The sequence below is a fragment of the Phocaeicola sp. ICN-14070 genome (assembly GCF_037892625.1).
Lineage (GTDB): Bacteria > Bacteroidota > Bacteroidia > Bacteroidales > Bacteroidaceae > Phocaeicola > Phocaeicola plebeius.
Genome location: NZ_JBBKBF010000008.1, coordinates 24,355 through 37,871, shown reverse-complemented (window position 1 = coordinate 37,871; position 13,517 = coordinate 24,355). Strand labels below are relative to the sequence as shown.

The following is a 13,517-nucleotide window of genomic DNA, read 5'->3' as shown; positions in this document are numbered from 1 at the left end:
TTTTAATACATTCGTTTAAAGACCGGGGAAATAAACCAGCGCTTATACATCAGCGTGGCCAGCTGATAAACGAAGAAAGCGGTAATAAGTCCTACCAGCGAATCAATCAGGTAGTGCGCCTGAATATACACCGTGGCACAGCACAGCAACACATAGAACGGGAACAGAATGTAGGCCAATTTTCGGTTCACACGCCAGGCCATAATCATCACAATCGTAGAGATTCCCACATGTGAACTGGGGAAAGCTGCCGTAGGGCGTTCACCTACTTCCTGTGAAGCTTCTACCAGATTATAGAAGAATCCGTGTTCATATCCCGGACCAGGAAGCAAGAAAGTATTGTCATTAAAATAATCTCCTATTGCCGGAAAATCACAAGCGTTTACTTTATCCATTCCAATGGCAGGGAAATAGAATTGCGGTCCGGCCACCGGCACCAGAATGTAAAACAAATAGTAAATGAAGAAAGAAGTGACCAGTACGAAGCAAATTTTCTCAAACCATTCAAAACGAGTCAGGAAATAATATACCACCACAATCAGCATCATGGGATAGTAAAAGAAATACCCCATATTGAAAGGCTCACTGAACCACATGGAAGGACACAGCTTGCTAAATTCCACCGAAGGCTGGCAATGAAAAATAGCCTGTTCGGCAGAAGCAAACACGTAATCCAGGTTCGGGAACAAGCGGTTAAATTCAAACGTATCCGGATACCAGTATGCCAACAATGACATTTGCACGACCATACGGATAAAAGCCGTCAAACGACAGGGGAATGCCTGATACAAATATATCAGTACGAACGTCAGGACCACAATGCCCAGACGCTCCAGCAACATCATCCCGGGATGATCCATCCGGGGATACAAAAGCAAAATCAAAATAGTGGTCAGTGCATTGTAAATCAAGCTAATGCTTTCTACAGCAAACAAGCCCTTTCCACTTTCTACTCGTTCAAATAACTTCAGTTCTATAGCCATCCTTCTTTTTTATACCAGGCAATGATTTCTTTTACTCCTCTTTCCAACGGATATTCGGGAACATATCCTAATTCCTTTTCCAGCGGTGAGATGTCGCACCGCCAGTTGCGCTGTTTCATAATACGGTATTTATCACAATTCAGTGTACTCGTCTTACAGAGTATTCGTCCTACATTCTCTGCCACAAAGGAAATGGCTTTCAAAAGGAACAACGGACAGACGAAACGAAGCATCCACGGATTTCCCAATTCTTTCCGAATCAAGTCGGAAAACGTATGACTACTGTATACCTTTCCGTCGCTCACAAAATAAGCGCGGCCTGTGACATTTTTTTCAATAGCCAGATAAATGGCCTGTACCAAGTCCTTCACAAACACAAACGTAATATCCTGACGTTTGAAACCTGCTGCAAAATCCACATGCTGCTGCACGGACTTCGCCATCAGGAAATAATCGCGTTCCCGTGGACCGTAAACTCCCGTCGGACGGAAAATCACATACGGGAAATTGGTGAGGGATTTCAAATATTCCTCGGTATGCAGTTTACTCAGCCCATACGCTGTATTAGGTCGGGGAGTGTCCGTTTCACAAATAGATGAATAGTCTTTTTCCCGAATCGGTCCAAATATACTTAACGAACTTATGTAAATAAAGTTCACGGGAAGCATGTCTAATCGCTTCAGGGTCTCAATAAAATGTCGGGTAGCCCAGTAATTCCCGATTTCAAAATCGGCCTTGTCCAGGCATTTGGTCACCCCTGCACAATGAATAATGTAATCCCATTTCCCATGCTGGCGTTTCTGTTCCTCCAACTGACTGGCCAGACGGTCGGAATCAGTAAAATCCAGTACGGCAAAATGGATACGTGAATCCTGCAAATATTTCCGGCTGCTGCTCTTCCGCACACCGGCCCACACCTGCATGCCACGCTCCAGCGCACCTTCCACCAAAAAGCTCCCGATGAACCCACTGGCACCGGTGACTAATATTTTTTTCTCCATAAACTTATTTTTCCGGTTCTACATGGATACTGATGTAGGTATCCTCTCCAAAAGTATCCCGCAACTTCTGCTCAATGGCAGTAGCCTTTTCATGTGCCTCATGCAGCGAGATACTTCCGTCCATCCGCACGTGCATGTCTATCGCATAATGACTTCCAATACGGCGGGTACGCAAATGATGCGGCTGCGACACACCGTCCAGTGACAATACCGTCTGCGTAATTTCCTGCTCTATATCATCGGGCAACGAGCGTTCCAATAGTTCATCAATACAAGCCTTCAGCTGCTTCACGGCCACCTGCACAATAAAGAAACTGACAATCACTGCCGCCAGAGGGTCGAGCACACGCCAGCTTTCTCCCAACAAGATAGCTCCTCCAATACCTACGGCCGTACCGATAGAAGAAAATGCATCGCTGCGATGATGCCAGGCATTGGCTATCACGGCCGGACTATTACAGCGTTTTCCCACCAGACGGGTGTAATGAAACAAGATTTCTTTCGATACTACGGATACAATGGCAGCGGCCAGTGCAATCCAGCCGGGCGACTGTAATGCCTCTCCTTTTGCAAAACTGATGATTGATTCTATTCCACTCCAGCAAATTCCTACGCCTACAGCCAGCAAAGCCGCTCCAATCAAGAGCGTAGCCAGTGTTTCATACTTTCCATGTCCGTAATCATGTCCCTTATCTTCCGGTTTGCTGGAAATACGCACAAACACGATGACAATCAAGTCCGTTATCAAATCCGACAAAGAGTGCACCGCATCGGCAATCATCGCCGCACTCTTACCCCAGAAGCCTGCCGCAAACTTACAGGCCACCAGCAGAATATTGACCAGACTACCCACCAGGGTTACCTTGTAAATCTCACGTTCACGAACGGATGTTCCAATCTCATTCATATCTTACTTTTGTAAAAAGAATGTGGCAAAGATAATAGTTTTTCAGCATCTTAACAGAAAAAACCACGTTTATTCCCCGGAAATCACTTTCTTTGTATAAAGATAATCTTATCAACAGCAGAGAGCTGTTGATTTAAAACAAAACAACATGGCTAAAAAGAAAAAAGAAAAGAAAGGCGGAAAGCACCTGAAGAAAAAAGAGCTCGTAGAGATACTGCTCAACTATTTCCGTACAAAGCCGAATGAAGCATTCAGCCTCAAGCAGTTGTTCCAAGCTCTAAAACTTACAACCCATCCGGGAAAAATGCTCTGCATCGATGTAGTGGAAGAAATGTTGGAAGACAACTTCCTGATTGAAATCGAAAAAGGGCGCTATAAAATCAATGACAAAGGACAGATTCTGACCGGAATCTTCGTACGTAAAAGCAATGGAAAGAACTCGTTTATTCCTGAAGAGGGAGGAGAACCCATTTTCATTGCGGAACGTAACTCTGCTCATGCAATGAACAATGACAAGGTGAAAGTTGCCTTGTGTGCCAAACGTAAAAAGCATCAGCTGGAAGCACAGGTAATCGAGATTCTGGAACACGCCAACGAAACCTTTGTCGGTGTATTGAAAGTCAGCAAGAATTATGCGTTCCTGCTTACGGAGACCAGTACTCTGGCTAACGACATCTTTATCCCGAAAGACAAGCTGAAAGGCGGAAAGAACGGTGATAAGGCTATTGTCCGCATTACCGAATGGCCGGAAGAAGCAAAGAATCCGTTTGGCGAAGTGATCGACATCCTCGGAAAAGCGGGTGACAACACCACTGAAATGCACGCTATTCTGGCTGAATACGGATTGCCGTACGTATATCCGCAGGCAGTAGAAGCTGCAGCAGAGAAACTGTCGGCCGACATCACGCCGGAAGATTATGCCGAACGGGAAGATTTCCGTGATGTCGTGACGTTCACCATCGACCCGAAAGATGCCAAAGACTTTGACGATGCGTTGTCCATCCGCACCCTGAAACCCGGCTTATGGGAAGTGGGTGTGCATATTGCGGACGTATCTCACTATGTAAAAGAGGGAAGCATCATCGACAAGGAAGCGGCCAAACGTGCGACTTCTGTCTATCTGGTAGACCGTACCATCCCGATGCTGCCGGAACGTTTGTGCAACTTTATTTGCTCCCTGCGTCCTGATGAAGAAAAACTGGCTTACTCTGTCATTTTCGAAATGAATGAAAAGGCGGAAGTGAAGAACTACCGCATCCGTCATACGGTAATCAAATCCAACCGTCGGTTCACGTACGAAGAAGCACAGCAAATCATTGAAACAGGGGAAGGTGACTACAAGGAAGAGGTACTTCAACTGAATCGTCTGGCGCAGATTCTGCGACAGAAACGAATGGCCGCCGGCTCTATCAACTTTGACCGCTGTGAGGTAAAATTTGAAATTGACGAGACGGGTAAACCGCTCAGCGTATACTTCAAGGTGTCTAAAGAAGCCAACAAGCTGATTGAAGAATTCATGCTGTTAGCCAACAAGACGGTGGCAGAATACGTAGGAAAAGTTCCTAAGAACAAAAAACCGAAGGTACTTCCTTATCGTATCCACGACCTGCCCGACCCTGACAAGCTGGATAACCTGAATCAGTTTATCGCCCGCTTCGGTTACAAAATCCGCACAGGAGGTAGCAAAGCTGAAGTATCCAAGTCTATCAATCATTTGTTAGGCGAAATTGAAGGAAAGAAAGAACAGAACCTGATAGAAACAGTGTCTTTACGCGCCATGCAGAAAGCACGCTATTCGATTTATAACATCGGACACTACGGACTGGCATTCGATTACTACACGCACTTCACCTCTCCTATCCGCCGTTATCCGGACTTGATGGTACACCGCCTGCTTACCCGTTACCTGGCAGGAGGACGAAGCGCACAAGCCGACAAGTATGAAACTCTCTGTGAACACAGTTCGGCAATGGAGCAGACTGCAGCCAGTGCAGAACGTGCATCCGTGAAATACAAACAGGTGGAATTTATGGGTGAACGTATCGGAGAAGTGTACGATGGTGTAATTTCCGGTGTCACAGAATGGGGACTCTACGTAGAAATCAACGAAAACAAATGCGAGGGCATGATTGCCATGCGCGACTTGGGCAACGATTTCTATGAGTTCGACGAAAAGAACTACTGCCTCATCGGACGTCGTCATCACCAGAAATTCAGTCTCGGCGATCCGATTAAGATTAAGGTAGCCCGTGCTAACCTGGCTAAGAAACAGCTGGATTTCGTATTGGCTGAAGCTTGACGAACCGCGTTTAAATAAATTATTTCCCCGCTTCTTTTTAGAAAACAAAAACTTTCTACAAGGAAGCGGGGATTTTTATTATTTCACCCTGCGGTTTAACTGGTTATTCGCTTTCTCCGGACGGGACTTTCCCACCCGTTTTCCACTTGTCTTTTTCTTATTGCTCTGTTTTGCCTTGAAAGCAAACGGATTTTTCTTGTTTACTACCATACCATTCTGATTTTTCTACAAAAATAAGATTTTATTGGATTCATCACAAAATATAGTTACTTTTGCCAATTATCAAAAAGGAATGCTTATGAGCCCAATTGATTACACACATATACTGACAAAGGCTGTTGACGAACTTTCCGACAGCCAATCTTACCGTGGGCTGTTCCATCAGCACAGAGAAGGTGAGCCGCTTCCTTCCGGAAAATCACTGGAACGCATCGTAGAACTGTCACGTGCCATCTTGTTCCCCGGCTACTTTGGCAATTCTACCATCAACAGCCAGACCATCAATTACCACATTGGTGTCAATATTGAAGAACTGTTCTCTCTGCTTATTGAGCAGATACAGGCCGGACTGTGCTTCGGGGTGGAAAATTCAGGTCAGTGTGACTGTCAATCGCCTTGTCGTGCTACAGCTACCCAATTAGCAGCAGAATTTATCAGCCGTCTGCCGGAAATCCGACGGATTTTGGCTACCGATGTAGAAGCTGCATACTATGGTGACCCGGCTGCCACCTGCTTTGGTGAAATCATCTGCTGTTACCCCGTCATCCGTGCAGTGACCAACTACCGGATTGCCCACGAGCTTCACCGGCTCAACGTGCCTCTTATTCCGCGTATCATCACGGAAATGGCTCACTCCGAAACCGGAATCGACATCCATCCGGGTGCGCAAATCGGACATCATTTTACCATTGACCACGGTACGGGTGTCGTAATCGGTGCGACCTGCATCATCGGTAATCACGTGAAACTGTACCAGGGTGTTACATTGGGTGCCAAGAGTTTCCCTTGCGACGAACAGGAAAACCCCATCAAGGGTATTCCACGCCACCCGATACTGGAAGACAATGTGATTGTCTACTCCAATGCCACCATTTTAGGACGCATCACCATCGGTGAAGGAGCTACCATTGGAGGTAACATCTGGGTGACGGAAAGTGTACCTGCCGGTGCCCGCATTGTACAGCGAAAGAGCAAGGAAAATTAAGGAAAAATTACCCATTCCAAAACGTACTTACGTTTACTTCAGAACACAAGGACATTTGAAACCAAACGCAAGTACATTTCATCTTAAACACCTTTGCGTTTCAATCCAAACGTAAAGGCGTTTTTTTTCCCAGGAAGGAGTCTTCAAAAAAATAACGTCCGCAATCCCGGAAAACTCACCGGAAACTGCGGACGTTTTTGTATATAAAATAATATGAATGCTTAGAAAGCCTTATGGTAGAGTGCTTCAATGTCTTCTACTGAAGTCGGACGCGGATTACCTCCGGTGCAGACATCATTGAATGCATCGATAGCCAACTGATGCAAATCTTCTTCCTTCACACCGATTTCATGCAACTTCTGCGGAATACCGATGCTCAAAGAAAGCTGGCGAACAGCTTCTACCGCAGCTTTTACACCTTCTGCTTCGCTCATACCAGTAGTATCTACTCCCATCGCCTTGGCAATATTCAGGTATTTCGGTGCAGCAGGAGATTCTGCATTGTATTCCATGACGTAAGGCAACAGCAGTGCATTGGCTACGCCGTGCGGAGTGTCATAGTGCGCACCGAGAGGATGAGCCATAGAGTGAACGATTCCCAGACCTACATTGCTGAATCCCATTCCGGCAATATACTGTGCCTGCGACATGGCTTCACGAGCTACCGGATCACTGCCATTGTCTACGGCAGCCTTCAGGTTCTTGGCAATCATCTCAATGGCCTTCAATTCAAACATATCCGACATCACCCAAGCTCCCGGAGTAATGTAGCTTTCAATGGCATGCGTCAGGGCATCCATACCTGTAGCGGCAGTCAGGCCCTTCGGCATAGAATACATCAGTTCAGGGTCTACGATAGCTACTGACGGAATATCGTTCGGGTCTACACACACCATTTTCTTGGTAGCAGCCTCATCAATAATCACATAGTTGATGGTTACCTCAGCTGCAGTTCCCGCAGTAGTAGGCAGAGCAAAAGTCGGCACTGCTTTATGATGCGTATTTGCTACCCCTTCCAATGAACGCACATCGGCAAATTCCGGATTGTTTACTACGATACCGATACCTTTCGCCGTATCAATAGAAGAACCGCCACCCAATGCTACGATAAAATCGGCACCGGAAGCCTTGAAAGCTGCCACACCGTTCTGCACATTGGCAATGGTAGGATTGGCTTTTACATCACTGTATATTTCGTAAGGAATACCTGCCTTTTCGAACACTTCCACCACCTTGTCTGCTACGTGAAAACGAATCAGGTCCTTGTCAGTTACAAAAAAAGCTTTCTTGAAACCTCTACGGCCTGCTTCTGTAGCGATAGCTTCGCGACATCCGGCACCAAAGTAAGAGGTTTCGTTCAAAATCATTCTGTACATAATTTCATGGTTTTAAAAGGTTAGATTTTTATTTATTTCGGAAGATGGAACACGTCCGTCAGTTCCTGCATTTGTTCTTTCGTCATACCGTCCGGCTCAAATCCCATGCAACGGGCATTAATGTAAATCTGGGCAGCCTTGGTCAGCACGTCAATCTGGTCGAACGCATCCATTACGTCGGTACCTACGGCAAATACACCGTGTTTTTCCCACATTACCACATCATAATCGTCCAGTTCCTTCAGTGTAGCATCTGCCAGTTCTACTGAGCTCGGCATCTTATAAGGCACGATACCCAATCCACGCGGACAGAATGCCTTTGTTTCTGGAATCATGCTCCACAACAGATAAGTCAGCACATCCTTTTCCAGGAACTTCGGAGTATGGCTCATTGCCACCAGTTCGATGGGGTGTGTATGTACGGTAGCCTTTTTCTGGGCACCTTCCGCAATCAGCGTATTGTGAACAGTCAGGTGAGAAGCCACTTCCGAAGTCGGCATCACCGGCTGGTCAGCGATAATGACATAGCTGGCACAATCGTCGCAGATACGAATTACAGAACCGTTTTCCATCGGCCAGCGAGCTAGGTCGCGCATACGTTTCTGTGTACCTTTGCAGAAGAAGTAACAGCCTTTCAGATGCGGTAATACCGCTCCAATCTGTTTCGGTTCACTGATAGCCGGCATCTGACGGATTTCATCGTCTACAAACTCTGTTACATTGATGGTGATATTTCCACCGTTGCGTTCAGCCCATCCTTTTTGCCACAAATATCCGGCCACTTCGGCCACTTTATTGATTTCACGGGCCAAATCCGGACGTCCTTCAAGAATTGATTTCATTATATTATGTATTTAAATTTGATTTTTTATTTCAACAGCTGCGGAAGGAAAGAAGATACAATCAGGACAATCAGCCCCAATACCAGTACCCAGATGGTCTTGGAAGAACATCCTTTCCATTCCTTCAAAATAATTCCCCACACATTCGAGAATGTCACGTTCAGCGACATCAGGATACACCAGGAGAACGTAAGCAGTACCGGTGAAGCTACCAGGAAACCTTTTCCCAGACTCAAGCCAAAGAACTGGCTATACCATAACACACCGGCCAACGCACAGAACAGAATGTTGTTCACATACAGCGAGGTCTTTCCATAATCACCCCATGTCTTGTTCTTTGCATTCTGATAAAAACAGTACACCATGTTGGTAAGGAAACCTCCGGCAGTCACCATAAGAGTAGCCGGCAAAGTTTTATACACTTCTGCACTTTCCGGGAAACACAAACTCTGTCCGAATCCTAATCCGATACTGAAACAGGCACTCATGAAACCCGCCAATAAAGCTACGAAAATTCCTTTAGTAAAATTGAAATCTTTCACAGCTTTTTTCTTTTCTTCCTCGCTCAGACTGGCAGACTTCATATTTCCGGCATAACCGATGATGCCGATACCCAGCAAAGTCACAATCACTCCCACAATAACCGGCATGGTCAGTTCATCCATGTGACCAGTAAATATGGGCGTCAAGATTGTTCCCAGTCCGGCACAGGTACCCAGCGAGATAGACTGTCCCAATGCTACTCCAAGGTAGCGCATACTCAAACCAAATGTCAGACCACCCACTCCCCAGAGTACACCGAAGAACATCGCCCAAAGCGTATCGGCTGGATGAGCCGCATAAACCTCAAAAAGGCTGTGTCCGTCCGGAACAGCCAGCAACGCGCCCAAGAAAGGAAAAACAAGCCAGGCAAAAACTCCCTGCACAATCCAGTAAGATTCCCAGCTCCAGTTCTTTATTTTATTGATGGGTACATAGCAGCTCGACTGGCAGAATGCTCCCACTGCAATAATCAACAATCCGATAATGATTTCCATAGCCTATAAATTAAGCCAGCCGGACAACGGGCAAGACAAGCTTTTCCCGCCATCCGGCTGTAAGATTAATTTCTCTTAGAGGTTACTTCTGCTTCGTATTTTTCTACTTCAGCAATGTATTCTTCGCCTACAGGTACATTGTTCTTCAAGCAGAACATATCCCATACAGCTCCCCAAGGCAATGACTTGCATTCTTCGAGCAATGCCAAACGCTGGAAGCCACGGTCAGTTTCTTCATAGTCACGCAGCGTGTTCAGCGGTTCGAGCAATGCCTGCAACAGGCACTTCTGTGTAGCACGCATACCGATTATATACGCACCGATACGGTTGATAGATGCATCGAAGTAATCCAAACCGATGTGAACACGGCTCAACGCATTGCAACGTACGATTTCCTTGCACAAATCGAGTGTATCGTCGTTCATGATAGTTACATGGTCTGAGTCCCAACGAACCGGACGGCTTACATGCAACATCAGTTCCGGTACATAGAGCAACAGAGAAGAAACCTTATCAGCCACGCTTTCTGTCGGATGGAAGTGACCGGTATCGAGTGTAATCAGTTTCTGGTTCTGTACACCATAACCAATATAGAAGTCGTTAGAACCCACTGTATAGCTTTCCAGACCAATACCGAATACTTTTGATTCGATACAGTCCTTCATGTGATCGTATTTCTGTGCAAAAATCTGGTCCAAAGAATCTTTCAGCAATGCACGGTACTTCATACGGTTTACGGTAATATCCTTGCTACCATCGTGTACCCACAAGTTCATGATACAAGGATCGCCCTGACGCTTACCCATTTCTTCAGCAATGGCACGGCAACGCTTAGTATGTTCAATCCAGAAATCACGGATAGCCTTGTCAGGATTTGACAAAGACAGGTTTCCAGACTTCGGGTGAGAGAAAGAAGTAGAGTTGAAATCCAGCTTCATGTCATTTTCTTTTGACCACTGCATCCAGCCTTCAAAATGTTTTACTTCCACCTGGTCACGGTCTACAAACTGTCCACCGAATTCACCATAGATTTCATGCAAGTTTAAACGATGTTTTCCCGGTACGTAAGAAGCAGCCTTCAGGATATCTGCACGCAATTCCTCAATATTACGAGCCTTTCCCGGATAATTCCCGGTAGCCTGAATACCTCCGGTCAGTGAACCCTGTGATTCGAATCCGGTCACATCGTCTGCCTGCCAGCAGTGCATAGACATAGGTACAGACTGTAAAGTTTCCATTACGGCATCTGTATCGATACCCAATTTGGCATAGCGTTCTTTAGCTATTTCATACGCATTGATAATCTGTTGTTCTTTCATGGCAAATTATTTTTTAATGATTGATATATATTTCTGATAAGCTTCATTCCACACTTCCGCATCCGCCGGTGAGAAATAATCCGGTTCCACATTGACGGAAATCACGTTACGCATTTCCTGCAACGTACTTACTACTCCGGCAGCTTTAGCCTGAAGCATGATATTTCCAATTGAAGATGCCTCGCTCGGTCCGGCCACAACCGGCAAGCCGATGGCATTTGAAGTAAACTGATTCAGCAGTTTGTTGCGTGAACCTCCTCCAATGATATGCAACTTTTCAATCGGATTTACGGAAAGTTCACGGAATACATCGAGTACCTCACGGTATTTCAATGCCAGACTCTCAAAGATGACACGGATAAACTCACCATGTGTCTGCGGTGCGTTCTGTCCGGTACGTGCACAGTACTCACAAATGGCTTTAGGCATATCCTGTGGATTGGTAAATCCCGGATCATCCGGATTGATGAAGCAAGCAAACGGGCGAGCAGCCTGAGCCAGTTCCACCATCTGCGGATACGTATAATCCGTTCCTTCCTTATGCCATTTCTTCAGACATTGTTCTACAATCCACATACCTGTGATATTCTTCAGCAAGCGAATGGTACCGTCTACTCCTCCTTCGTTCGTAATATTATAGTGAGTTGTCTTTTCATTCACAACCGGACCATCTGTTTCAATTCCCATCAACGACCATGTACCCGAACTCAGGTAAGCAAAGTTCTTGTTGGCAGCCGGTACAGCCGCTACGGCAGAAGCAGTATCGTGTCCGGCTACGGCAATTACCGGAACAGATTCTATCTGAAGTTCTTCACACAAATCCTCGGTCAGCATACCGATCTTAGCTCCCGGTTCCACCATATCCGCAAACAAGGATTTGCTGACACCCAGCACTTCCAGCAAATTCTCATCTAATTTGCGTGTTTCCGGGTTCAGCAACTGAGAAGTCGATGCAATGGTATATTCTGTCACCATCTTTCCTGTCAACAAGTAAGAAAGCGCATCCGGCATAAAGAGCAGACGACTGGCGTGTGCCAACCCGAAGTCCTTCCGTTGTTTTAAAGTGTACAACTGGAAAATACTGTTGAAATCCATGTGCTGAATTCCCGTCTTTCCATACAACTCATCTGCCGACATCACCTTTTCAAAGAACTCTTCCTTCTTACCGATAGTCTGCGGGTCACGATACGCATACGGAAGGCCTATCAGTGCCCCTTCCTCGTTCACAAAAGCAAAATCCACTCCCCATGTATCAATACCGATAGAAGTGACAGGTACTTTTTTCTGTGCCACGGCAGCCAGACCTTTCTTCAAATTCTCATACAAGGAAAAAATATTCCAGTAAAAATGTCCGTTGAGTTGCAGCATCTGGTTCGGGAAGCGAGTAACTTCTTCCAGTGTCAATTTATCACCGGTCAGCGTCCCCAATATGGTTCTTCCGCTAGTTGCTCCTAAATCAAATGCAATAAAATATTTGGAATCCATGCTAAAAGTTTATTTGGTTAACTACTGTGACAAAAGTAGAAAGAAAAAATTCCCTTCTTGCGGAAGAAATGACTTTAAAATATAAGTTTTTGATTTTTCCTGCCGACGAAAATTCAGGAGTTTATCAGGGATTTTTTATCTTTGCGAAGAAAGGGACAAAAAATGGAAAAAAACAGCGTAAACTATAAATATCTGGTACGAAGTCCGCGCGATATAGACTGGGGAATTACCGTGGACACCGTAGGCTCGGAACCCATACCACCCAATTACCCAGTGTACCCACCTCGTACCGGACATCCGGATGCCTTTTATTTCACTCCCTCACGCGGTCGTGTGCTGGACAGCTACCAGCTATTATACATCACGCACGGAAAAGGCTATTTCTATACCTCTCCCGATACTTTCATCGAAATCAAGGAAGGAGACATCTTGATTCTCCAGCCTCACGTATGGCACAGCTATTTCCCCGATAAAAAAACCGGCTGGCAGGAATACTGGATCGGATTTCAGGGAATCAACATGGACAGCCGTTTTCAAAACAATTTTTTTGCGAAAGACCAAATTGTATATCACATCGGTGTGCAGGACAGCATCGTCAAACTTTACGAACAAGCCATTCAAGTGGCCATGGAAGAAAAAGCAGCCTGCCAGCAATATCTGGCCGGCATTGCCAATCTTATCTTAGGCATGACCATGTACTACTCGCAGAACTACGAGTTCGACAACAAAGCTACCGAACAGATTAGCAAAGCCAAGGTGTTCATCCGCGAGAACCTGTTAAAAGGTATCGGTCCGGAAGAAGTTGCCGACTCCCTGCACATGAGTTATTCCTGGTTCCGGAAACTATTCAAAGAGTATACCGGACTTTCTCCGGCGCACTACATTCAGGAACTGAAAATCCAGCAGGCCAAAGATTTGCTGGCCACCACTCAGCGAAGCACCAAAGAAATAGCCTATTACCTGACCTTTGACGATATACCTTACTTTACCAAGGTTTTCAAGAAATATACAGGATACACTCCGCAATCCTACCGAAAAAAATTCGGAAGAGAATAAAAATACAA

General features: G+C 45.7%; 13 protein-coding genes. 4 read left to right on the top strand and 9 right to left on the bottom strand.

Annotated features, from left to right (window positions below):
- Window positions 1-2: 2 nt before the first annotated feature.
- From WKT20_RS04115 to WKT20_RS04105, 3 genes are read right to left on the bottom strand one after another with little or no spacing between them, the layout of a single operon-like run.
- The gene (locus WKT20_RS04115; RefSeq protein WP_117701806.1) at window positions 3-977 is read right to left on the bottom strand and encodes a phosphatase PAP2 family protein; all 975 of its coding nucleotides are present in this window, start codon (window positions 975-977) and stop codon (window positions 3-5) included.
- Window positions 974-1,984: an NAD-dependent epimerase/dehydratase family protein gene (locus WKT20_RS04110; RefSeq protein ID WP_340416876.1), complete on the bottom strand. Its 1,011-nt coding sequence runs from the start codon at window positions 1,982-1,984 to the stop codon at window positions 974-976. Before WKT20_RS04110 ends, WKT20_RS04115 begins: the two co-directional genes overlap by 4 nt.
- A 4-nt stretch (window positions 1,985-1,988) precedes the next feature.
- Window positions 1,989-2,891 (bottom strand): cation diffusion facilitator family transporter, encoded by a 903-nt coding sequence (locus WKT20_RS04105; protein WP_007560214.1) that lies wholly within the window; start codon window positions 2,889-2,891, stop codon window positions 1,989-1,991.
- Window positions 2,892-3,039: 148 nt separating this feature from the next.
- On the opposite strand from WKT20_RS04105, the gene rnr reads away from it, so the two are divergent.
- Entirely contained in the window at window positions 3,040-5,190 is a 2,151-nt protein-coding gene (gene rnr, locus WKT20_RS04100; RefSeq protein ID WP_340416875.1) for a ribonuclease R, read from the top strand.
- A gap of 78 nt (window positions 5,191-5,268) precedes the next feature.
- On the opposite strand, the gene WKT20_RS04095 is transcribed toward rnr, so the two are convergent.
- Window positions 5,269-5,400, bottom strand: a complete 132-nt coding sequence (locus WKT20_RS04095; RefSeq protein ID WP_007560208.1) for a hypothetical protein — start codon at window positions 5,398-5,400, stop codon at window positions 5,269-5,271.
- Window positions 5,401-5,488: 88 nt separating this feature from the next.
- On the opposite strand from WKT20_RS04095, the gene WKT20_RS04090 reads away from it, so the two are divergent.
- A complete protein-coding gene (locus tag WKT20_RS04090) occupies window positions 5,489-6,394 on the top strand; it encodes a serine O-acetyltransferase (RefSeq protein ID WP_340416874.1) in 906 nt (301 codons plus the stop codon).
- Between the two features lie 221 nt (window positions 6,395-6,615).
- Here WKT20_RS04090 and fucO read toward each other — a convergent pair whose 3' ends face one another.
- The 5 genes from fucO to WKT20_RS04065 form a co-directional block, all read right to left on the bottom strand.
- Window positions 6,616-7,770: a lactaldehyde reductase gene (fucO, locus tag WKT20_RS04085; RefSeq protein WP_118026302.1), complete on the bottom strand. Its 1,155-nt coding sequence runs from the start codon at window positions 7,768-7,770 to the stop codon at window positions 6,616-6,618.
- Between the two features lie 32 nt (window positions 7,771-7,802).
- A complete protein-coding gene (rhaD, locus tag WKT20_RS04080) occupies window positions 7,803-8,612 on the bottom strand; it encodes a rhamnulose-1-phosphate aldolase (RefSeq protein ID WP_117701763.1) in 810 nt (269 codons plus the stop codon).
- Window positions 8,613-8,638: 26 nt separating this feature from the next.
- A complete protein-coding gene (rhaT, locus tag WKT20_RS04075; protein WP_340416873.1) occupies window positions 8,639-9,649 on the bottom strand; it encodes an L-rhamnose/proton symporter RhaT in 1,011 nt (336 codons plus the stop codon).
- A gap of 65 nt (window positions 9,650-9,714) precedes the next feature.
- Entirely contained in the window at window positions 9,715-10,968 is a 1,254-nt protein-coding gene (locus tag WKT20_RS04070) for an L-rhamnose isomerase (RefSeq protein WP_340416872.1), read from the bottom strand.
- Window positions 10,969-10,974: 6 nt separating this feature from the next.
- Window positions 10,975-12,453, bottom strand: a complete 1,479-nt coding sequence (locus WKT20_RS04065) for a rhamnulokinase (RefSeq protein WP_118165712.1) — start codon at window positions 12,451-12,453, stop codon at window positions 10,975-10,977.
- A 26-nt stretch (window positions 12,454-12,479) separates the two neighbouring features.
- Between WKT20_RS04065 and WKT20_RS04060 the strand changes: the two genes are divergently transcribed.
- Window positions 12,480-12,641, top strand: a complete 162-nt coding sequence (locus WKT20_RS04060; RefSeq protein ID WP_181991916.1) for a hypothetical protein — start codon at window positions 12,480-12,482, stop codon at window positions 12,639-12,641.
- On the top strand, window positions 12,616-13,509 hold the full coding sequence (locus WKT20_RS04055; protein ID WP_007560193.1) for an AraC family transcriptional regulator: 894 nt from the start codon (window positions 12,616-12,618) through the stop codon (window positions 13,507-13,509). Before WKT20_RS04060 ends, WKT20_RS04055 begins: the two co-directional genes overlap by 26 nt.
- The last annotated feature ends 8 nt before the right edge of the window (window positions 13,510-13,517 follow it).

Excerpts from the sequence above, each read along its gene's own strand:
- WKT20_RS04110 (WP_340416876.1), bottom strand. The coding sequence starts at position 1,984 with ATGGAGAAAAAAATATTAGTCACCGGTGCCAGTGGGTTCATCGGGAGC.
- WKT20_RS04105 (WP_007560214.1), bottom strand. The coding sequence starts at position 2,891 with ATGAATGAGATTGGAACATCCGTTCGTGAACGTGAGATTTACAAGGTA.
- rnr (WP_340416875.1), top strand. The coding sequence starts at position 3,040 with ATGGCTAAAAAGAAAAAAGAAAAGAAAGGCGGAAAGCACCTGAAGAAA.
- WKT20_RS04095 (WP_007560208.1), bottom strand. The coding sequence starts at position 5,400 with ATGGTAGTAAACAAGAAAAATCCGTTTGCTTTCAAGGCAAAACAGAGC.
- WKT20_RS04090 (WP_340416874.1), top strand. The coding sequence starts at position 5,489 with ATGAGCCCAATTGATTACACACATATACTGACAAAGGCTGTTGACGAA.
- fucO (WP_118026302.1), bottom strand. The coding sequence starts at position 7,770 with ATGTACAGAATGATTTTGAACGAAACCTCTTACTTTGGTGCCGGATGT.
- rhaD (WP_117701763.1), bottom strand. The coding sequence starts at position 8,612 with ATGAAATCAATTCTTGAAGGACGTCCGGATTTGGCCCGTGAAATCAAT.
- rhaT (WP_340416873.1), bottom strand. The coding sequence starts at position 9,649 with ATGGAAATCATTATCGGATTGTTGATTATTGCAGTGGGAGCATTCTGC.
- WKT20_RS04070 (WP_340416872.1), bottom strand. The coding sequence starts at position 10,968 with ATGAAAGAACAACAGATTATCAATGCGTATGAAATAGCTAAAGAACGC.
- WKT20_RS04065 (WP_118165712.1), bottom strand. The coding sequence starts at position 12,453 with ATGGATTCCAAATATTTTATTGCATTTGATTTAGGAGCAACTAGCGGA.
- WKT20_RS04055 (WP_007560193.1), top strand. The coding sequence starts at position 12,616 with ATGGAAAAAAACAGCGTAAACTATAAATATCTGGTACGAAGTCCGCGC.